17 protein-coding genes, 1 other RNA gene and 1 other annotated feature are annotated in these 21050 nt (G+C 61.7%); of the genes, 14 read left to right on the top strand and 4 right to left on the bottom strand.

Translation table 11 applies throughout. The annotated features are described in order from the left end of the window. Positions 1–14: 14 nt before the first annotated feature. The 6 genes from FOI68_RS08925 to FOI68_RS23920 all read left to right on the top strand — a co-directional run bounded on the left by FOI68_RS08925 (position 15) and on the right by FOI68_RS23920 (position 7446). On the top strand, positions 15–959 hold the full coding sequence (locus tag FOI68_RS08925) for a cation diffusion facilitator family transporter (protein WP_044897592.1): 945 nt from the start codon (positions 15–17) through the stop codon (positions 957–959). Positions 960–1024: 65 nt separating this feature from the next. After that, complete coding sequence (gene recJ / locus FOI68_RS08920; RefSeq protein ID WP_143862898.1) at positions 1025–3382, top strand: single-stranded-DNA-specific exonuclease RecJ; 2358 nt, start codon at positions 1025–1027, stop codon at positions 3380–3382. 13 nt (positions 3383–3395) lie between these two features. Next, the gene (locus tag FOI68_RS08915) at positions 3396–3908 is read left to right on the top strand and encodes an adenine phosphoribosyltransferase (RefSeq protein WP_029097438.1); all 513 of its coding nucleotides are present in this window, start codon (positions 3396–3398) and stop codon (positions 3906–3908) included. Positions 3909–4173: 265 nt separating this feature from the next. Then, positions 4174–6345, top strand: a complete 2172-nt coding sequence (locus tag FOI68_RS08910) for a RelA/SpoT family protein (protein ID WP_029097437.1) — start codon at positions 4174–4176, stop codon at positions 6343–6345. A 49-nt stretch (positions 6346–6394) separates the two neighbouring features. After that, a complete protein-coding gene (dtd, locus tag FOI68_RS08905; RefSeq protein ID WP_029097436.1) occupies positions 6395–6832 on the top strand; it encodes a D-aminoacyl-tRNA deacylase in 438 nt (145 codons plus the stop codon). A gap of 305 nt (positions 6833–7137) precedes the next feature. Beyond that, positions 7138–7446 carry a Rossmann-fold NAD(P)-binding domain-containing protein gene (locus FOI68_RS23920; RefSeq protein ID WP_255433412.1) on the top strand — a complete coding sequence of 103 codons (309 nt, stop codon included), beginning with the start codon at positions 7138–7140 and terminating at the stop codon, positions 7444–7446. 19 nt (positions 7447–7465) lie between these two features. Here FOI68_RS23920 and FOI68_RS08895 read toward each other — a convergent pair whose 3' ends face one another. The 3 genes from FOI68_RS08895 to FOI68_RS08885 form a co-directional block, all read right to left on the bottom strand. Then, a complete protein-coding gene (locus tag FOI68_RS08895; RefSeq protein WP_185973909.1) occupies positions 7466–8410 on the bottom strand; it encodes an alpha/beta fold hydrolase in 945 nt (314 codons plus the stop codon). A gap of 95 nt (positions 8411–8505) precedes the next feature. Further along, positions 8506–9306, bottom strand: coding sequence for a TetR/AcrR family transcriptional regulator (locus FOI68_RS08890; protein ID WP_143862896.1), 801 nt, complete (start codon positions 9304–9306; stop codon positions 8506–8508). Between the two features lie 161 nt (positions 9307–9467). Beyond that, positions 9468–11369: an N-acetylmuramoyl-L-alanine amidase family protein gene (locus FOI68_RS08885; protein ID WP_255433411.1), complete on the bottom strand. Its 1902-nt coding sequence runs from the start codon at positions 11367–11369 to the stop codon at positions 9468–9470. A gap of 216 nt (positions 11370–11585) precedes the next feature. Between FOI68_RS08885 and FOI68_RS23375 the strand changes: the two genes are divergently transcribed. The 6 genes from FOI68_RS23375 (at position 11586) to FOI68_RS08860 (ending at position 18014) form a co-directional block, all read left to right on the top strand. Beyond that, the gene (locus tag FOI68_RS23375; RefSeq protein WP_185973908.1) at positions 11586–11759 is read left to right on the top strand and encodes a hypothetical protein; all 174 of its coding nucleotides are present in this window, start codon (positions 11586–11588) and stop codon (positions 11757–11759) included. Between the two features lie 90 nt (positions 11760–11849). Continuing rightward, positions 11850–13373 (top strand): coproporphyrinogen III oxidase, encoded by a 1524-nt coding sequence (locus FOI68_RS08880; protein ID WP_143862894.1) that lies wholly within the window; start codon positions 11850–11852, stop codon positions 13371–13373. Positions 13374–13461: 88 nt separating this feature from the next. Then, positions 13462–13718 (top strand) — a binding site (T-box leader). An 88-nt stretch (positions 13719–13806) separates the two neighbouring features. Then, positions 13807–15087 (top strand): histidine--tRNA ligase, encoded by a 1281-nt coding sequence (gene hisS / locus FOI68_RS08875; RefSeq protein WP_143862893.1) that lies wholly within the window; start codon positions 13807–13809, stop codon positions 15085–15087. A 51-nt stretch (positions 15088–15138) separates the two neighbouring features. Further along, positions 15139–16926, top strand: coding sequence for an aspartate--tRNA ligase (gene aspS / locus FOI68_RS08870; protein WP_143862892.1), 1788 nt, complete (start codon positions 15139–15141; stop codon positions 16924–16926). Positions 16927–16976: 50 nt separating this feature from the next. Then, positions 16977–17160: non-coding RNA, 6S RNA (gene ssrS / locus FOI68_RS08865), on the top strand. A 101-nt stretch (positions 17161–17261) separates the two neighbouring features. Then, entirely contained in the window at positions 17262–18014 is a 753-nt protein-coding gene (locus FOI68_RS08860) for a tRNA threonylcarbamoyladenosine dehydratase (RefSeq protein ID WP_029097429.1), read from the top strand. 390 nt (positions 18015–18404) lie between these two features. Here FOI68_RS08860 and FOI68_RS08855 read toward each other — a convergent pair whose 3' ends face one another. Beyond that, positions 18405–18971: a thioredoxin family protein gene (locus FOI68_RS08855; protein ID WP_035300207.1), complete on the bottom strand. Its 567-nt coding sequence runs from the start codon at positions 18969–18971 to the stop codon at positions 18405–18407. 177 nt (positions 18972–19148) lie between these two features. Here FOI68_RS08855 and FOI68_RS08850 point away from each other — a divergent pair, with 177 nt between their 5' ends. Together FOI68_RS08850 and FOI68_RS08845 are read left to right on the top strand one after the other, a co-directional pair. Further along, positions 19149–19934, top strand: coding sequence for a DeoR/GlpR family DNA-binding transcription regulator (locus FOI68_RS08850; protein ID WP_143862891.1), 786 nt, complete (start codon positions 19149–19151; stop codon positions 19932–19934). Then, complete coding sequence (locus FOI68_RS08845) at positions 19931–20974, top strand: oxidoreductase (RefSeq protein WP_143862890.1); 1044 nt, start codon at positions 19931–19933, stop codon at positions 20972–20974. Before FOI68_RS08850 ends, FOI68_RS08845 begins: the two co-directional genes overlap by 4 nt. Positions 20975–21050 lie beyond the last annotated feature (76 nt).

Here is a 21050-nt window from a genome sequence, read left to right as displayed (position 1 = left end):
CCGCGAAAGGGGCGATGGCTGTGGATAACCGTTTGGCCAAGGCGCAGTTTGGCGCCTGGGTGGGAATCGTCGGCAACCTGGCGCTGGCCGCAGCCAAGCTGCTGATCGGCTGGCTGGCCAAATCGCAGGCGCTGATTGCCGATGCGGTCCATTCCGCCTCCGATGTGGTCGGGTCGGTGGCCGTCCTGATCGGACTGCGGGCGGCGGATCGTCCGCCCGACGAGGATCACCCGTACGGACACGGAAAGGCGGAATCCGTGGCGGCGATTATCGTCTCCGTTTTGTTGGCGCTGGTCGGCGTGGAAATCGGGTCGGCGTCGGTCAAATCACTGTTCGCCCCGTTGGAGCCGCCGGGCATGGCGGCCGTCTGGGCGGCTGTCGGCTCGATGATTGTCAAGGAGTGGATGTTCCGCTACAAGTACAACCTGGGCAAAAAGCTGAACAGCCCGTCGCTGATTGCCAACGCCTGGGAGCACCGCTCCGACGTCTTTTCCTCGTTTGCGGCGTTGATCGGGATTGGCGGGGCGATCCTCGGCGGCCGCCTGGACATCCCCTGGCTTTTGTACCTGGACCCGATCGCGGGCATTTTCGTCTCCGCCTTGGTGTTGAAAATGGCCTACCACATCATGATGGAATCGATTCACAACACGCTCGATCACGTGCTTCACGAAGAGGAGACGGTTGAGCTGCGCCGCGCCATCGAGGCGGTGCCCGGCGTGAAGCGGATCGATTCGTTCCGTGCACGCGAACACGGCCACTACCAGATCGTCGACGTGAAGATCGGCGTCGATCCCCACATCACCGTGGAAGCGGGCCACCGGATCGCGAAACAGGTCAAGCGGGAACTGATGGCCCAATTCTCCGCGGTTCGCGACGTGTTTGTCCACGTCAACCCGTACGATCCCCGCCCGGAGGAAAAAGCGGCGGACGTCCAGGCTCCTCCGGACGGACAGGCGTAAATGTTCGCCAGTTGTCAGTCTCCCGTCCTTTCCTCTATAATGAATGAGGATTGGAGGAAAGGCCTATGCTCAAAGCGAAAACACGCTGGCAACTGGCCGCGTATGACGAGAAGCTGGCGGACGAGATTGCCCGGGAATGCGGATTGTCTCCGCTGATCGCCAAGCTCCTGGTCATCCGCGGCATCGATTCGCCGCAGCGGGCGCGTGCCTTTCTGGAGGCAGGACCGGAGTTGTTTCACGACCCGTATCTACTGGACGGGATGGAAGAGAGCGTGCACCGGATTCGCCGGGCGATTGAGCGGAACGAACCGATTTGCATTTACGGCGACTACGACGCGGACGGTGTCAGTTCCACGTCGTTGATGGTTCATGTCATGCGCCAATTGGGCGCTGTGTTTGACTGCTACATCCCCAACCGCTTTACGGAAGGATACGGTTTACATAAAGACGCACTGGCCCACCTGCAGGAAAGCGGTTACAAGCTGATCGTCACCGTCGACACCGGCATCAGCGCGGTGGAGCAGGTGGCATTTGCCAATCAACTGGGGCTGGACGTCATCGTGACGGACCACCACGAACCTCCGGCAGTTTTACCGGAGGCCTTTGCCGTGATCAACCCGAAAAAGCCGGGCTGTCCGTATCCGTTTGACATGCTGGCCGGCGTCGGGGTGGCATTCAAGCTGGCCCATGCGCTGCTGGGAGAGCCGCCGCTCTATCTGGCCGATCTCGCCGCGCTGGGCACGATCGCCGACCTCGTCCCGCTGGTGGATGAGAATCGGGTTCTCGCCCGTCTCGGGCTGCAGCGGCTCAATCAGACCCGCAACATCGGACTGCAGGCGTTGATCCGCGTCTGCGGCCTGGCGGACAGCGAATTGACTGCGGGCCACGTCGGCTTTGCCCTCGGGCCTCGTCTCAACGCAGGCGGCCGGCTGGAGACGGCGGAAGCAGCCGTGAAACTGCTGACGACGCAGGATCCTGAGGAAGCGGACCAATGCGCCCGCATCCTGGATAACCTCAACCGGGAGCGGCAGGAGCTGGTGCAGGCCATCACCGACGAGGCCGTGCAGATGGTGCGCGAGCAGTTTCCCCTGGACGAAAACCGCGTGCTCGTCCTCGCCAAGGAAGGCTGGAACGTCGGGGTGGTCGGCATCGTCGCTTCCCGGCTGGTGGAGATGTTTTACCGGCCGACGATCGTGCTCGGCATCGATCGGGAAAAAGGAACGGCCAAAGGCTCCGCCCGCAGCATTGCCGGTTTTGACATGTACGAAGCGCTGACGGCGTGCAGGGAATGGCTGCCCCACTACGGCGGGCACACGATGGCGGCGGGGATGACACTGCCGATCGAGAATCTCGAGCCGCTCCGCGACCGGCTCAACCGGCTGGCCGCCGAGTGGTTGACGGAAGAAGACTTCGTGCCGCTGACCAAGGTGGATGTCGCCCTGGACCTCGCGGAGATCAGCCTCGACACGGCAGAGCAGTTGGAACAACTGGCGCCGTTCGGGATGGGCAACCCCACGCCGCTGGTGCTGGTGCGGGATGTGGAGGCAGCCGGCATGCGCACGATCGGCCGGGACGACAGCCATCTGAAATGCTCGCTCTGCAAGGAGGGCGGCAGCGTGGACGCGATCGGCTTCAACTGGGCCCATGTCGTGAGCGAAGTGACGCCGAAAGCGCGGTTTGAAGTGCTGGCGGAGCTGTCCGTCAACGAGTGGAACGGTCATCGCAAACCGCAGCTCACGATTCGCGATCTCGCCGTGCCGCACAGACAGGTCTTTGACTGGCGGGGGTGCCGGGACAAACAGGAAAGGTGGCGGCAGTTGGCCGCCCGGCACGAGATGCTGACCGTCCTGTTCCGGCGGGAAAGCTACGAGGCGCTGGCCGCCGGATTGGCCGCGGCGGAGCAGCCGGGAAGGCTCCTGGTCGTCGCGGATGACGCGTGGGACGGTCATGTGCCGGCCCTGCCGACCGTCGTCCTCTACGATCTGCCCAAGCGGCGGAGCGACCTGAACAGGGTGCTGGCCCGCCTCGAACAGGCGGAGCGGATCTACTGCCTGTTCGGCGATCCCGATCTGGGGGCGGAGCGGCTGTCGTGCCCGGGGCGGGAGCAGTTCAAGGCGCTGTACCAGTTTTTGCTGCAGGTCCCCTGCGTCCAGCGGATTCATCTGGACGCGTTGGCCCGTCGGTTGAAGCTGAAGCGGGACGTGTTGGACGGCATGCTGGCCGTGTTTGCGGAACTGGAGTTTGTCCGCTCGGACGCGGAGAGCTTCCGCCTGCAGCCGGAAGCGCCGAAACGGCCGCTGGAAAGCTCCCGCTACTATGCGGAGTGGAAGGAAGAGGCGGAACTGGCGACGGAACTCCTGCTTTCCTCGTACGACGCCCTGATTCACCATTTTCAACAACAGGTGGAGACTGTCACCTGGTAGGAGGAATTGTTTCATGGACTTTAAATCATACATTCGCGTGATTCCTGATTTCCCTCAGCCGGGCATTCGCTTCAAGGATATTACCACCCTGCTGAAAGACGGGGCTGCCTACAAAGCGGCGATTGACGAACTGGCCCAGTTTGCCCGCGAGATGCAGGCTGACGTGATTGCCGGACCGGAAGCGCGCGGTTTTGTCGTAGGCGCTCCGCTGGCCTACACGCTGGGCCTGGGCTTCGTGCCGATCCGCAAATCCGGCAAGCTGCCGTACGAGTCGATCAAGGCGGACTACAGCCTGGAGTACGGCAAGGACGCGCTGGCTGTACACGTCGATGCCATTCAGCCCGGGCAGCGCGTGCTGATCGCGGACGATCTGCTGGCGACCGGCGGCACGATCACCACCACGATCAACCTGGTCGAGCAGTTGGGCGGCAAGGTGGTCGGCGCTGCCTTCTTCATCGAGCTCACCTATCTGGACGGACGCCAAAAACTGGGCGACATTCCGGTCAAGTCGCTGGTTCAATACTAGCAGCGTTGCTCTCTGTCCCTCGCAGCGGACGGAGAGCTTTTTTTCCTTGGCCGCAAGGGCGTCAGGCAGCCGCCGCTGCCCGATTGTGGCCCTTTTCACGGTTCCTTCATACTTTGCGGGGAGAATCACCTTTACAAGGCAAACGACTTACAAGATAATAGTATGAAATAGACGTGTTGTATCGATTCCACCCTTACGACGAGATGGAACGGTTGAACCGGCTTCGTAGGAAGTTTTCTGTATGAGAGGATAAGGGAAGGGAACTATGAGCACCGGCGTTGAAGAAGTACTGAATAAAGCAAGCAGCTATTTGTCCCAAACCGATCTGGACCTGATTACGCGCGCCTACCGCCTGGCGGAGCAAGCGCATGAAGGTCAGGTGCGCAAATCGGGTGTTCCGTACATCATGCATCCGATTGCCGTCGCGGGGATCCTCGCCAACCTGCACATGGACGCGGTGACGATTGCCGCCGGCTTTTTGCATGACGTCGTGGAAGATACCGACATTACGCTGGATCGCATTCGCGAAGAGTTCGGTTCGGAAGTGGCTCTCCTGGTCGACGGCGTGACCAAGCTGGAGAAAATCAAATACAAGTCCAAGGAGGAGCAGTTGGCGGAAAATCACCGCAAGATGCTGGTGGCGATGGCCCAGGACATCCGCGTCATCATGATCAAGCTGGCCGACCGCCTGCACAACATGCGGACGCTGCGCCACATGTCCGAGGAAAAACAGAGGGAGATTTCCGACGAGACGCTGGAAATCTTCGCGCCGCTGGCTCACCGGCTGGGGATCGCTTCCGTCAAGTGGGAGCTGGAGGACACGGCTCTGCGCTACCTGAATCCGCAGCAGTACTACCGCATCGTCAACCTGATGCAGAAAAAGCGGGCCGAGCGGGAGGCGTACATCAACGAGGCGGCCGACACGATCAAGGAGAAGCTGAAAGAGCTGAACATCGAGGCGGAGATTTCCGGCCGGCCGAAGCACATTTACAGCATCTACAAGAAGATGACCAAGCAAAACAAGCAGTTCAACGAGATTTACGACCTGCTGGCGCTGCGCGTCATCGTCAACGACATCCGCGACTGTTACGCGGTGCTGGGCATCGTCCACACGCTGTGGAAGCCGATGCCGGGCCGCTTCAAGGACTATATCGCGATGCCCAAGGCCAACATGTACCAGTCTCTGCACACTACCGTGATCGGGCCGAAAGGGGAGCCGCTGGAAGTGCAGATCCGCACCTGGGAGATGCACCGGACGGCGGAGATCGGGATCGCCGCCCACTGGGCCTACAAGGAAGGCAAGAGCGTCGTGCAGGGCTCGTTTGCCGAAAAGCTGGGCAACCTGCGCGAGATCATCCAGGGCGGTTCCGAGGAGGCGCCCAACGCCCAGGAATTCATGGAGTCGCTGAAGCAGGACTTGTTCTCCGACACGGTGTTCGTCTTTACCCCAAAAGGAGACGTGGTGGAACTGCCCAAAGGCTCCGTGCCGCTGGACTTTGCCTACCGGATTCACTCGGCGGTCGGCAATCGCACCATTGGCGCCAAGGTCAACGGCAAGATCGTCCCCCTGGACTACGCGCTGAAAACGGGCGACATCGTCGAGATTCTCACCTCCAAGCATTCGTACGGCCCCAGCCAGGATTGGCTGAAGATCGCCAAGTCGGCCCACGCCCGCAACAAGATCAAGCAGTGGTTTAAAAAGGAGAAGCGGGAAGAGAACGTCGCCAAGGGGCAGCAGATGGTGGAGGCGGAGATCAAGGCCCGCGGCTACGACGTCAAGGAGGCGATGACCGAAGCCAACCTGAAAGAGGCGGCGGCCCGCTTCAACTTCCAGGGGCACGAGGACATGTTCGCCGCGGTCGGCTACGGCGGCATCACCGCCGCGCAGATCGTGACCCGGCTGATCGACAAGCTGCGGCGGGAGCGGGAGGAGCAGAACCCGCCCGCACCTGAGTACAAACCGAGCTCGTCCCCGCAGGTCGTACGCAGCGAATCGGGCGTAAAAGTGCGCGGCGTGGACAACCTGCTGGTGCGGATATCGCGATGTTGCACGCCGATCCCGGGCGATCAGATCATCGGCTTTGTCACCCGCGGCCGGGGCGTATCGGTTCACCGGCGCGACTGTCCCAACGTGCTGACGGAAGAGTGCGTGGAGCGGCTGATCGACGTGGAGTGGGATGCCGACGCCAAGCACAACTACAACGTGGACATCGAAATCACCGGCCAGGACCGCAGCGGCCTGCTCAACGACGTGCTGCAGGTCGTGGCGGAGACCAAGACCAACATTGCCGCAGTCAGCGGCAAGGCGGACAAAAACCGCCTCGCCACGATCCACATGACCATTACGATCAGCAATGTGGCTCACCTGCAAAAAGTGGTGGAACGCATCAAAAGCATCAAAGACATTTATTCCGTTCGGCGGATTTTAAGCACCTGATCGCGAGAGATTGGGTGCTCTTCATTTGGGAGAGAAGGGAGAATCATGCATGCGCGTAGTGGTACAGCGCTCCAGGGAAGCAAGCGTTACCGTAGGGGGAGAGATCGTCGGACAGATTGAGCACGGGCTGGTGCTCCTGGTCGGCATTACCCATGAGGACACCGAAAAGGACGTGGAGTTTGTCGCCGACAAAATCGCTCACCTGCGCATTTTTGAAGACAGCGAGGGAAAAATGAACCACTCCGTGCTGGAGCGGGAGGGACAGATTTTGTCCGTCTCCCAGTTTACCCTGTACGGGGACTGCCGCAAGGGAAGGCGGCCCAACTTCATGGCGGCGGCCCGCCCCGAACAGGCGGAACCGCTGTACGAGCTGTTCAACGCCAAGCTGCGGGAAAAAGGGCTGCGTGTGGAGACGGGCCGGTTCGGCGCGATGATGGAAGTGCGTTTGGTCAACGACGGCCCCGTCACGTTGATCGTGGAGTCGTGACACTTCCACGGCGGGAGGTCCGGGTTAATCGCGAAGCGTACGGGAATCGGAGAGGGGGATGGCGGTGGGACGGGAAGCGTTGGTGATCGGCGGGAGCGGCATGCTGGCCGGGGTCTCGCTGTGGCTGCAGGAAGCGGGATACCATGTGGCCGTGATCGGGCGAGACCGGAAGAAGCTGCAGGCCCTGGCGGAGCGATCCGGCAGGCCGGAGGGGGTTCTCCCTGCTGCCGGTCGATTATCACCAGACGGACCGGTTTCGGGAAGCGGCCGCGTCACTGGTTCGCGAGCGGGGCGGAATCGATCTGGTGGTCGCCTGGATTCACTCGACCGCTCCCCACGCGCTCCCGGCGGTTCAGCAGGAACTGTCGGCGCAACGCAGGACATGGCGGCTGTTTCACGTCTGCGGCAGCCGCGCCTACAAGGAACCGCCCCGCGTCGCCGACGTGCCCAACTGTTTGTACCGGCGGATTCTGCTCGGGTTTCGGCTGCAGGGAGACGACTCCCGCTGGCTGACCCACGCGGAGATCGCCGCCGGCGTCCGTGCGGCGATCCAGGGCGACCGGCCGTTCTCGGTCGTCGGCCAGGTGGAGCCGTGGGACAGGCGGCCCGTGTAAAGAGGAAACGAAGCCGAGCCTAGCTCGGCTGTTTGTGTTTCAACACCATGTGCACAGCCTCCACCACCGCTTCCGGCCGCACATCCGGGATCATGTGGGCGGTGCCGGGCAGCACCACCAACCGGGAGTGGCCGATCTCCCGATGCAGGCGGCCGGCTTGCAGCGCGGGGTGGAACGGATCGGCATCGCCGACGACGATCACGACCGGAGTGCGGATGTCGGCGTATCGCGGCTCCCACTGCGGGACCGTCCGGACGTAGGCCAAAATGTCTTCGCGATTGGCCCTCAACTGACCCGGCCTCGACCACAAGGCTCTGGCTCGTTCCAGGTAGCCCGGCGGCACCGGGTCAGGGGAAAATGCGGCCGTGACCATCGGTTTGACGAGCAGCCGCGCCAACGGCGGAAGCACGGTGTTGGCCAGCAGGCCGCCCAGCCAGGGAACGCGCAGCAGGCGGCCGATCAAGAGGTCCGCCGTTCCGGCCGGGTAGGCGTCACCCGCGTAGGCCCCCGGTGCCAAAAGCACAAGGCCGGCGATCTCGTCGGGATAGGCCAAGGCGTAGGCGAGCGCGAGCGATCCGCTCCACGAATGGGCCACCAGGACGGGCCGTTCGGCCTTGAGGACGGACAGCGCCTCCCGCAGCAGGCGGGCCTGAACCGCAGGCGTCGCCATGTCCCGCCGGGGCCGCTCGCTGTAGCCGTAGCCCGGCCGGTCAAACGCGATGGCCCGGAAGCCCGCTTCTGCGGCCAGCTCCAATACCCCGGCGTAATCGCAGGAGGAGAGAATCCCGCCGTGCAGCAGCACGACCGGCTGTCCCGCCCCCTGGCAGACGTAGTGCAGGCGCAGTCCTTCCGCCGTGACGAATGATCCACGCGGCGGAAAAGCGTTTTCGGCGCGGCGAACCTCCCGTTGATTGTGCGCATAAAGCGCCAGCATGACCGCCGCCACCCCCGTGATCGCACACATCCCCATCATCCCTTTCTATTCGTTTTACATACGTAAACGTATGAGAATAACGTACCAATCGGTATGTGGTTGCTGGCAAAAAACCCGTTTGCCTTTCAAACGGGTGCAGTGGCGTCGTCCGCCGAGGGCTGCAGGCCTTCCCAGAGGACTCTGGACAGCTCGGGCACCACCTGCTCAAAGCGGATGCGGTCTGGGTCAATCAGCCAGCCCAACAGCAGGCCGTTGATCAGCGCCTGGAACAGAACGGCCAAGGCGCCCGGGTCGCAATCGCGTTTGACGGCGCCGCTTTCCTGCAGCTGCGCGATGACGCCGCTGACGCCGTCGATGATCTTTCCGTACGCGGCCCGCAGCGCTTCGCCGACCGCCGGATCACGGCTGGCGGTGACAAATTCGAAAAACAGCATCGGATTGCCCTGTCCCTCCTCCACGCAGGCAAACTGCGACTGCAGCAAGCGGGCGAGCCCCTGCGCCGGAGCAGCCGAATTGAGGGCTGACTCCGCCTGCCGCGGCATCACCTGAAGCTGCTGCGTGAGGTTCTTCTCGCACAGGGCGGCGAACAGATCGCTCTTGCTTGAAAAATGCCAGTAGACGGCTCCCTTTGTCATTCCGGCGTCGGCGGCCACCTGCTCCAGCGACGCTCCGGCATACCCTAGCCGGGCGAATACGCGGGCGGCCGCATCCAAAATGCGCGTCCGCGTATCGGCCAGCGACGGCGCGCTGTCCGCCTGCTGTTGGGCCAGCCAGGCTCTCATCTCCTGCTTGCTGCCGAAGTGGCGTCTCACCGCTGTCCAGTGGACGCCGGCCGCTTTCGCCACATCGGCGAAACTGATTTTGTCAAAAGGGTGGCGGGCGGCCAACCGGCGGGCCGCTTCCATGATTCGTTCGCGTGTCGTCATCGTATCTCTCCGACCATGTATTCATTCCATACTGATGAGTATGTCTTCAGCATAACGGTTGCATGAAATGGATGTCAAGGAAATGGTTTCCTTGCATCGCGGACGAACGAAAAACCCCCTTGCCGCTTTCCGGATTGAAAACGGCCAAGGGGGTTCTCAGGTTATCCTCCCTGAACGTTCTGGGAGGCGAAGTACTGAAGGATGCCTTTGTACAGCCCTTCGGCAGCCAAATCCTGCTGTTTTTCGGAACGAAGCCGGATTTCTTCGTTGTAGTTGGAGAGGAAGCCGATCTCCGCCAGGATGGACGGAACCGGATTCTCCCGCAGGACGTAGTAGTTGCCGAACCTGGACTGCAGGTCCTTGTAGCTGGTCGCCTTGACGATTTCGCTTTGCACCAGCGAGGCGAGCTTGCTCGAATTGCCCTTGTTGTAATAAAAGACAATCGTGCCGTTGGTCAGCGTGTTGGGATGGGTGTTGTGGTGGATGCTGACGAAAATGTCCGCGTTGTTTTGCACGGCAATGTCCACGCGCTGCTGCAGCGTCAGCTTGCGGTCGTCGCTGCGGGTCATGATCACCTTGGCGCCGGCCGCTTCCAGCTTGTTTTTCAGCAGCAGCCCCACCTGCAGGTTGACCGTCTTTTCCAGCGTGGAAAAGCTGGAGCCGGTCGCTCCGGTGTCGTTGCCGCCGTGGCCGGGGTCGACCACGATCACCTTGCCGACCAGTTCGTTGCCCTTGATGACGGGGGGCATGCCCACCGGAGCCACCAGCCATCCGGCGACGTAGCCCGTCGAACCGTCGCGCAAGGTGATCTGGAACCAGTCGCCTTCTTTTTTGACAATCGCGTATTTTTCTCCGGGCTGTACCCGTCTGACGATGCCGTACTGGGTGCCGGGACCGGAGCGGATGTTGGTGTCCGGGTTCAAAATGGTGACGTGCGGACCGGACATCGCCGGCTCCTGCACGCTGATGAGCCAGCCGGCCACCCAGCCGGTTTTGCCGTCCGGTGTCTGGACGCGGTACCAATCTCCCTGCTGCTCCAGAATGGTCAGCGTGGTTCCCAGCTTCAACGTCCCCAGGACGGGGCTGGTTGTGCTGGCCTGGCCGCGCAGGTTGAGACCGTCCGTCTGGACCGTGGCCGTCCGCTTGGCGGGAGCTTGCGGCTGTCCGGAGCCGCTGTCAGGCGCGGGCGCACCGGCGTCCGGAACCGGCTGCGGCGGATTCGGATTCGGCTGGCCGCTGCCGGCGGCGGGAAGCGGTGTCTGGACCGTTCCCTGCTTGGGAATCCAGGCGTTGACGCCGCCGTAGGGAAACTGGATCCACCCGTTCTGTTCCGCCAAAACGGTGATGATTTCGCCGTCGTGAAGCTGTCCGATGGCTGGCTGCGCGGCGTCCGGAGCGGGGTAGACGTACGGCGCGTAGTCCAGGATCAGCTCGCGCCCCTGCTGATTCGGCTGTCCGCCGGGGGGCGTCACCGGTGCACTGCCGGTTGCCTGTCCGCCGGGGGGCGTCTCCGGCGCGCTGCCATTAGCTTGTCCGCCGCTTACGCCGCCGGGCGCCGCTGTCCCTTGACTGGCGGCGGGGTGCTCGGTGACCAGCCAGCCGGCCACCCACCCTTTTTTCTGGGAGGAAAGCTGAATCTGCAGCCACTGCCCGCTGCGCTGCACGATCGGATACCGGGTACCCGGATTGATGGTCTGAATGACGGGAAACGTCTGGCCGGGGCCGGAACGCACGTTGAGGTTGGTCGTTTGGCTCTCCGCCTGCGGTCCCACGCTCTGCTGGGCCACCGGTTTGACCAGCCAGTTGGCCACCCAGCCGGTGCGGCCGTCGGGAAGCCGGACGTTCAGCCACTCTCCCTGCTCGGCGAGGACGGGCAGGACGCTTTTGGCGGGCAGCGTGGTAAGCACCTGATCCTGCAGACTGGGCCCGGACCGAACGTTCAGATTGTCCACGGTGACCTGGACGGAGCCGTCCGCCCACGCGGCGGATACGGGAAACAATACGGCGCAGACCGCAGCCAGGATGGTCCGCAGAAGCTTTTGTCGCTCAAACACGGTAGACATCCTTTCCATGGTTTTGAAAGTCGATCAATGCATGATTTGCCAGCTAATACCTTCTGCCTTTCCCCTTCTTTTTCCTGCATCATCCGACAAACTTCTTCCGCGATTGCAAATAGTTACACGCAAAGCGGCACGCATCGACCCGCCCCGCTTATGCTTTTCCCCGGACGAGGCCATACTAGGGAGCAGAGCATTCATCGAGAAAGCGAGGAGGACACGGTGAGACAATCCAACAAGGAAACGTTTGCCCAGGAAGCCAACCGGCGCCTGTTTTCCGTCGATTTTCACGACTTTCTGGAGAAGGAATCCGCGCTCAACGACGTGGAACTGTCGAGGGAATTTCACATCAGTGTGCGGGACGTTCGGACATTGAGGCGAAAGCTGCACCAATGACGCGGCGCCTTCCGCCGGCCGCGTCCGGTTGACCCGGCTTTTCAGGTCGGATAAGATGAAGAATGGCATACTGAAAAGCAGGTGGAACCGATGATACAAGTCAAATGTGAAGGACACGCATTCGAGCGGGAAATCGCCTTGATTCTCGCTTTGTTTTACGAAGACCCCGACATCGCCTACGTGGACGAATGGAGCAGCGGCGAGGGGATCCGCATCCGGCTGGCTCTCGCGGACAGGGGCGGCAGCGTCTCGGCGGAAGGCGAGCTGATCGCCGGAGAACGCCGGTTCGTCCACAGCGCGGAGAGGCAGACCGCCGGCCTGGATGAGGTGGGCAAGCGGAAGGTCGCCAAGCAGGCGGTCAGCTACGTCCTGTTGGTCATGCTGGAGGAGTTCACCGGCATGGAGCAGGGCTGGGGCATCCTGACCGGCATCCGTCCCACCAAGCTGCTGCATCATCTGCTCTCCTCCGGCGCCAGTCAGGAAGAAGCGCACCGCCGGCTGCGGGAGGACTTCATGGTCCGGCCGTACAAGCTGCGCCTGCTGCAGGAGATCGTCGACCGGCAGTTACAGGTGGTGCCCGATTTGTACAGGATCGACCGGGAGCTGTCCGTCTACATCGGCATCCCGTTTTGTCCCACCAAGTGCGCCTACTGCACCTTTCCCGCCTACGCCATCCGCAGCCACACCGCCTCCGTCAATCCGTTTCTGGAGGGGCTGCACTACGAGATGGAGCGGCTGGGCGAGTGGCTGAGACGGCATGACATGCGGATTACCTCCGTGTACTTCGGAGGCGGCACGCCGACCAGCATTACAGCCGAGGATCTGGATCAACTGTTCGACAAGATGCACCGCTCGTTTCCGCACATGGCGGATGTGCGCGAGCTGACCGTGGAAGCGGGACGTCCCGATACAATCACGCGGGAAAAGCTGGCGGTGATGAAGCGCTGGAACGTGGACCGGATCAGCATCAATCCGCAGTCCTTTACCCAGGAGACGCTGCACGCCATCGGCCGCCACCACACGGTCGAGGAGACGATCGAAAAGTACCATCTCGCCATGGAGATGGGGCTGACCAACATCAACATGGACCTGATCATCGGCCTGCCCAACGAAGGACTGGCCGAGCTGGAACACAGCCTGCGGGAAGTGGAAAAACTGATGCCCGCCTCGCTGACGGTGCATACCCTCTCGTTCAAGCGGGCGTCCGAGATGACGCAGAACAAAGAGCGCTACAAGGTGGCCAGCCGGGAGGAGATCAGCCGGATGATGGCGCTGGCGTCAGAGTGGACGGCGGCCCACGGCTACCAGCCGTACTACCTCTACCGGCAGAAAAACATCCTCGGCAATCTGGAAAATGTCGGCTACGCCCAAGATGGCCGGGAGAGCATCTACAACATCATGATCATGGAGGAAGTGCAGACCATCCTGGGGCTGGGATGCGGCGCCGTCTCCAAGCTGATGGCTCCCGGCAGCGGCAAGTTGACGCGCTGGCCCAACCCGAAAGATCCGAAGACGTACAACGAAACCTACCGGACGCTGACGGAAGAAAAGCTCCGCGATCTGGACCAGGTCTACTTCGGGACGGCAGCCGCATCGGCAGGACAGGCGGAGTAACCGGTGGAAAAAGTTTTACCGAGCGCCTGTTGACGACCGATTGGCGGTTTGCTATGATTTTCAGTAAGCTTTCATGCTAGATCGATTGTCTGATCTGATGACGGGAACAAGTACCCAGGAGACGGATAGCCAGAGAGGAAGCGCCGCGGCTGAGAGCGCTTCTCTATAACGGCCTGGCGAATGACATCCCCGAGGACCGTCGGTGAACGGAAAACGGCCGCGCGCGTTTCGGCCGCCATCCCAGTAACCGGCAGGCGTACGCCGGCGTTAACGGCCAACAAGCGGGACTCCCTGTTGGAGTCCAATCAGGGTGGCACCACGGGAATACCATCTCTCGTCCCTGACATGTCCGTACGACATGTCGGGCGGCGGGAGATTTTTTATTTTGCTTACCAACGTTCCTGCGGGAACAGACAATGGAGGTTCAGGCAAGATGACAAGGATTCAAATTCCCCGCGGTACGCAGGACATCATGCCCGGTACCGTGGAGCTGTGGCACTACGTCGAGGCCAGGGCCCGCGATCTCTGCCGCCGCTACAATTATCAGGAAATCCGCACGCCGCTGTTTGAGAGCACGGAGCTGTTTCAACGGGGCGTGGGCGAAACCACGGACATCGTGGAAAAGGAGATGTACAGCGTCTCCAATCCGCGCAGCGACGACGCGCTGACGCTCAGGCCGGAAGGGACCGCCGGCGTGGTGCGCGCCTACGTCGAGCACAAGCTGTACGGGCAGCCCAACCAGCCGGTGAAAGTGTACTACCTGGGCCCGATGTTTCGCCATGAGCGCCCCCAGGCAGGACGCTACCGCCAGTTCGTCCAGTTTGGGGTGGAGGCGATCGGCTCCAGCGATCCGGCGATTGACGCCGAAGTGATCGCGCTGGCGATGCGCTTCTACCAGGAGCTGGGACTGACGGGCTTGAGCGTGGAGCTGAACAGCGTCGGCACCCTTGAGGACCGCGCCCGCCACCGCGAGCACCTGCTCGCCCACCTGAACGGCGTCCGCAGCGAGCTGTGCGCGGACTGTCAATCCCGGATCGACCGCAACCCGCTGCGCGTGCTGGACTGCAAAAACGAGAAGTGCCGGACGCTGACCAAGGACGCGCCGTCCATTCTCGACTACCTGAGCGACGAGTCCGCCGCCCACTTCGAGGCGGTCAAGCGCTATCTGACCGCGCTCAACATCCCGTACACGGTCAATCCGCGGCTGGTGCGGGGACTGGATTACTACACGCTGACGGCTTTCGAGATCAAGATGGCGGAAATCGGCGCCGTCGAAACGCTCTGCGGCGGCGGCCGCTACAACGGGCTGGTGGCCGAGCTGGGGGGCGAGGACATGCCGGGCATCGGCTTTGCGCTCAGCATTGAGCGGCTGCTGCTCGCGCTGGAAAAGCAGGGCGTCGAGCTGCCCGTGAGCGGGGGGATTGACTGCTTCGTGGCGATCCAGACCCCTGAAGCGAAGCAGGACGCGTTCGTCCTCGTCGACGAGCTGCGCCGCGCCGGGGTGTCCGCCGATCTGGACTACCTGGACCGCAAAATGAAGGCGCAGGTCAAACAGGCGGACCGGCTGGGCGCCGCGTTTACGGCGATTATCGGCGAAGCGGAGCTGGCAAACGGCACGGTCGTCCTCAAGGAGATGGCGACCGGTGAACAGCAGGAAGTGAAGCGCGACCAGGTCGCCGCCGTTCTGGCCGAACGCCTGGCGGCACGCGCGTAAAGAAATGTTTCGCGTTATTTCATAGACAAGAAGAGTGGAGGATTACCGAAGATGACGTGGCAATACCGTACCGTGCATTGTGGAGAAGTGGGCAAGGAACACATCGGACAGGAGGTTGTCCTGAACGGCTGGGTGCAGAAGCGGCGCGACCTGGGCGGGGTGATTTTCATCGACTTCCGCGACCGGACGGGCATCGTGCAGATCGTGTTCAACCCGGAGTTTAACAAAACGGCGTGGGAAATCGCCGACAAGGTCCGCAGCGAATACGTGCTGGCCGTAAAGGGAACCGTCGTCAAGCGCGATCCGGAAGCGGTCAACCCGAAGCTGAAAACCGGCGAAGTGGAAGTGCACGTCGCCGAAATCGAGATTCTCAACGACGCGAAAACGCCGCCGTTCCCGGTCGAAGACGAGATCGACGTGGATGAGCAGGTTCGCCTCAAGTACCGCTATCTGGACCTGCGCCGTCCGGAGATGCAGCGCTCCCTGATGCTGCGCAGCAAGGCGTCCAAGGCGTTCCGCGACTTCCTGGACAGCCGCGGCTTCGTCGAAGTGGAGACGCCGATCCTGACCAAGAGCACGCCGGAAGGGGCGCGCGACTACCTGGTGCCGTCCCGCGTGCATCCGGGCGAATTTTACGCGCTGCCGCAATCGCCGCAGTTGTTCAAGCAGCTGCTGATGGTCTCCGGAATGGAGCGCTACTACCAGATCGCCCGCTGCTTCCGCGACGAGGACCTGCGCGCCGACCGTCAGCCCGAGTTTACCCAGGTGGACATCGAGACGTCGTTCTTGTCCATGGAAGAGCTGCTGCCGATGATGGAGCAGATGGTCGCCCACGTCTTCAAGGAAACGATCGGCGTGGACGTCCCGACACCGTTCCCGCGCCTCACCTACGCGGAAGCGATGGCCCGCTACGGTTCCGACAAGCCGGACATCCGCTTCGGCATGGAGCTGACCGACGTGTCCGACCTGGTGGCCAACAGCGATTTCAAAGTGTTCGCCAGTGCCGTCGCCGGCGGCGGTCAGGTGAAAGCGATCAACGCCAAAGGGTGCGGCCATTACTCCCGCAAGGAAGCGGACGATCTGGGCAAATTCGCGGCCCGCTACGGGGCGAAAGGGCTGGCCTGGATGGGCTTCAAGGACGGCGAGGTGAAAGGGCCGATCGCCAAGTTCTTCTCCGCGGAGGAGATCGACGCGCTGAAACAGCGTCTGGCGGCGGAAGAAGGCGACCTGCTCCTGTTCGTGGCCGACAAGCCGAAAGTGGTGGCGGACGCGCTGGGCGCTCTGCGTTCCAAACTGGGTGCGGAGCTCGGCCTGATCGACCACAGCAAATTTGCTTTCCTGTGGGTGGTGGACTTCCCGCTGCTGGAATGGGACGAAGAGGCGCAGCGCTACGTCGCCCTGCACCATCCGTTCACGCGTCCGAAAGACGAAGACCTGCACCTGTTTGAAACCGACCCGGGACAAATCAGGGCACAGGCGTACGACATGGTGCTCAACGGCTACGAGCTGGGCGGCGGTTCGATGCGGATTTACAAGCGCGACGTGCAGGAGAAAATGTTCAAGGCGCTCGGCTTTTCGCAGGAGGAAGCGCGCGAGAAGTTCGGCTTCCTGCTGGATGCCTTCGAATACGGCACGCCTCCGCACGGCGGCATCGCGCTCGGTCTGGACCGTCTGGTCATGCTGCTGGCCGGCCGCAGCAACCTGCGTGAAGTGATCGCCTTCCCGAAAACGGCAAGCGCCAGCGACCTGATGATGGACGCGCCGGGACAGGTGGAGCCGGTGCAGCTCGCCGAACTGAACATCACCACCACGGTCAAAGGAGAAGACGAGAAGGCGTAAGCGTACTTGCACAGGCGCATCCGCCTCTGATACATTGGTAATACTGAAGAATAGCCCTGCGATGTACGTGACTTCCGAATAGTTTTGAGCCACAAACTCTTTTCAGGGAGTTTGCCGTCCCAAACCGCGAGGACATGCCTCCGTCGAGTGGACGTCCGGGACGGTTGGGCGAGACACCCACCTGCGCAGCGCAGGTTCAAAACTTCAGGAGCAGCACGGCATAATGGGGCTCCTTTTTTGCCCGGGATTCCTACTTTTCCGATGGATCATTTCAACGGGCAGCAGGGAGGAGCCGGGTCGTTCAGATCGTTTGAGAGGAAGAGGTTGACGGAAACATGCTTCATCAATTTTCCCGTTGTGAGTTGGCCTTCGGTCCCGAGGGCTTGGAAAAAATGAAAAACAGCGCCGTCGCCGTGCTGGGAATCGGCGGCGTCGGTTCGTTTACGGTGGAGGCATTGGCCCGCACCGGCGTCGGCAAGCTGGTGCTGGTGGACAAGGACGTGGTGGACATCACCAACATCAACCGGCAGATTCACGCCACCCTGCACACCATCGGCCGGCCAAAGGCGGAGCTGATGAAGGAGCGCATCGCCGCGATCAATCCGGAGTGTGAAGTGGTCACGTTGAACATGTTCTACAGCGAAGAGACGGCCGATCAGTTGTTCGCCCACAAGCTGGATTACATCGTCGACGCGATGGACATCATGACGGCCAAGCTTCACGTGATCCAAGAGGCGAAGCGGCGCGGCATTCCGATCATCTCAAGCATGGGGGCGGCCAACAAGATGGACCCGACCCGCTTCGAAGTGGCCGACATTTCCCAGACCAGCTACGACCCGATCGCCAAGGTGATCCGGCGCGAACTGCGGAAAAAAGGCATCCACAAAGGCGTCAAAGTGGTGTATTCGAAAGAAATTCCGGTAACGATCCGCGAAGACGTGCGAAACCAAATTGCCGATCCCCATTCTCCGATCAGCAAGGCGCGCCGTCCCCCGGCGAGCAACGCGTTTGTGCCTTCCGTCGCGGGGCTGATTCTGGCCAGCGTCGTCGTCCGCGACATACTGGGCTGGCAGCCGGCAAAAGGATAACCCAAGGAAAAGCTGCTGCGTACAGTGCGCAGCAGCTTCCAGTGTATAGACAAAGTAGCTGCTGGGTGGAGAAGCACGTTTCCGGCACCCGCTCCGTGCTCGCCCAGCAAGGAAGCATAGACTGCACGCTCCGCACCGATTTGCGGGGGATCGCCAAAGCCGCACCGCTGCGCAGCCCATTCAATGGTGGCGCTCCTTTTTCCCGCAAATCGCTGCTCCGCTCGGTAGGGCTCACAAGTCGCTCTGCCTGGAAACATGCTTCTCCTTCGATGCAATAGGTTTGTCCTCAGTCTGAAAGCTGCTGCGAAAAGGGCGCAGCAGCTTCTTTGACTGCAGACAATGTAATGACACAAAACCCACTGCCAGCTTTCGGTAGTGGGTTTTGTTCATTCATCGATCGGGCTGCTTCCACTTGATATTGCAGCCGAGGCTCGGTTTTTGCGGGACCGTCACGGGTTCGCCGTTCAGCAGTTGATCCAGGGCGGCGCGGATGGACGCGCCGGTGACGGGAATGTCGTTGCCGGGACGGGAGTCGTCCAATTGACCGCGATAGGCGCACGCCAGATTCCCGTCGAACACGTAAAAGTCGGGTGTGCACGCTGCCTGATAGGCGCGGGCGACCTCCTGCGTTTCGTCGTACAGGTACGGGAAGGGATACTTCCATTCTTCCGCCACCTGCTTCATCCGCTCGGGCGAATCGTCCGGATAGGCGGCAGCGTCATTGGAGCTGATCGCGATGAAGGACACGCCCTTGGGAAGGTAATCGTTCGCGAGCCGTACCAGCTCCGCCTGAACGTGTTTGACAAACGGGCAGTGGTTGCAGATGAACATGATCACCGTCGCCTTTTCCGAGGCAAGCTCGGAAAGCGACACGACCTTGCCGGTTACCGTGTCCGGCAGCGCGAAGTCAGGTGCCTTTCGACCGAGCGGGAACATCGTGGATTCTGTCCGGGCCATGTGGGGCACGCTCCTCTCCTTGGATATCGTTTCCGTCTACTATAGCGCATCCTCTCTCCCCGATCAACGGGGCTGCGCGTTTTGCTTATCATCACTCGCAAAACGCGCAATGTTTTTGACGATCGTAAGCAAAACGCTTATGATAAGGATATCTTTTCCGTAAACGAGGGAGTTTCCATGCAGCAAGAAGAACGTCTCGCCGCTGTCCTGCGCCATTTGCAGCAGCACCATCGAATCACCGTGGAGCAGATGTGCGACCGGTTCGGCATTTCCCGCGACTCGGCCCGACGCGATCTGGTCAAACTGGAGGAGCGGGGGGAAATCATCCGCGTCCGCGGCGGAGCGGTGCTGCCCACCTTGACCAAGCACGTGCAGAGCTACGAAGAGCGGCTGAACAACCCGGCAGGCAAACGGGAGATAGGCAGGGTGGCCGCGTCGTTGATCCACAGCGGTGACTATCTCCTGTTGGATACGGCAACAACGGTGCAGTTCGCAGCGGAATGGATGTCAGCCGAACCGCACGTCGTCGTCACCAATTCCATTGACGTGGCCGACATTTTCAGCCGGAAGCGGTCGGCGGAAATCCATCTGCTCGGTGGTCAGCTAAACGTTTGGCATCGCGGCTTGTTCGGACCCAAGACCATCGCCGCGCTGCGCGACATGCGCGTGGACAAACTGCTGCTTGGCGCTTGCGGCATCACGCCGGAAGGACTGACCGCCCACACGGTGGACGAAGCCTACGTGAAAATGGCGATGCTGGAGTGCGCCGATCAGGTCATCGTTCTCGCCGATTCCAGCAAGTTCGGCAAGCGGCTGTTTCACAAGGTGTGCGGCCTGGACAAGATCGACATCGTCGTCACCGACGCGGAGCCGGCCGAAGAGGTTCGCGCGGCATTGGAGCAGGCGGGCGTGGAGCTGCTGGTCGCTTCCCGATCGACGGAGCAAGGGAGAGGAGAATCGTGAAACAGGTAAACGTCGGGTTGATTGGCTACGGATTGTCCGGCCAGGTCTTTCATGCACCGGTGATCCGGTCGGTGCCGGGATTGAAGCTGGCAAAGGTCGTCTCGTCCCGTCCGGAAAAGGTGCGTGCAGACCTGCCCGAAGCGCAGGCGGTCGCCAGCGTGGACGAACTCCTGCGTGACGAACAGATTGAGCTGGTGGTCGTTGCCGCGCCAAACACCTTGCACTATCCGTACGCCAAGCAGGCGCTGGAGGCAGGCAAGCATGTCGTGGTGGAAAAGCCGTTTGTGATCCGATCTTCGGAAGCGGAAGAACTGATCCGGCTGGCCGAGTCGCGCGGACGCGTGCTCAGCGTCTACCACAACCGCAGATGGGACAACGATTTTTTAACGGTGAAACACCTGCTTCAATCCGGCGTGCTGGGGGAGATTTCCCTGTATGAAGCGCACTACGACCGCTACCGTCCGGAGGTGACCGACCGCTGGCGGGAGCGGGATTTGCCCGGTTCCGGCATTCTGTACGACCTGGGTTCCCATTTGATTGATCAGGCGCTTCATCTTTTCGGTCTGCCGCAGACGGTGATGGCCGACGTCGGCGCACAGCGCCCCGGAGCCAGGACGACGGACTACTTCCACATCGTGCTCGGGTACGGATCGCTGCGGGTGATTCTGCACGCCGGTTCGCTGGTCAGACAGCCCGGTCCCCGTTTCCAGATCCACGGCGACAAGGGCAGTTTCGTGAAGTACGGATTGGATCCGCAGGAAGACGCGCTGCGGGCGGGCCTGATACCGGGAGGACCGGAGTGGGGCAGGGATCGCGAAGAGACGTACGGACAGCTCACGCTGAGCGTGGGAGAACTGAACGTGAGCGGCAGCGTGGAAACCATCCCGGGCGCCTATCAGACGTACTATCAGCAGATGTACGAAGCGATTGTGTCCGCAACACCCGCGCCCGTTTCGCCTGCGGACGCGATGAACGTGATCCGGGTGATCGAGTGGGCGGAACAGAGCAGCCGGGAACAGCGCGTGATCACGGTGCGGTAGCGGGGAAACGGCAGTATGGGGAAAACGCTTTCGCCGCTGCGGACGGCTGACCTGCCGACTTGCCGGAACGCCGATT

Source organism: Brevibacillus sp. LEMMJ03 (assembly GCF_007197875.1).
Lineage (GTDB): Bacteria > Bacillota > Bacilli > Brevibacillales > Brevibacillaceae > Brevibacillus > Brevibacillus thermoruber.
Note: the sequence above shows the minus strand (reverse complement) of the source record. Positions and strands in the feature narration are given on the sequence as shown.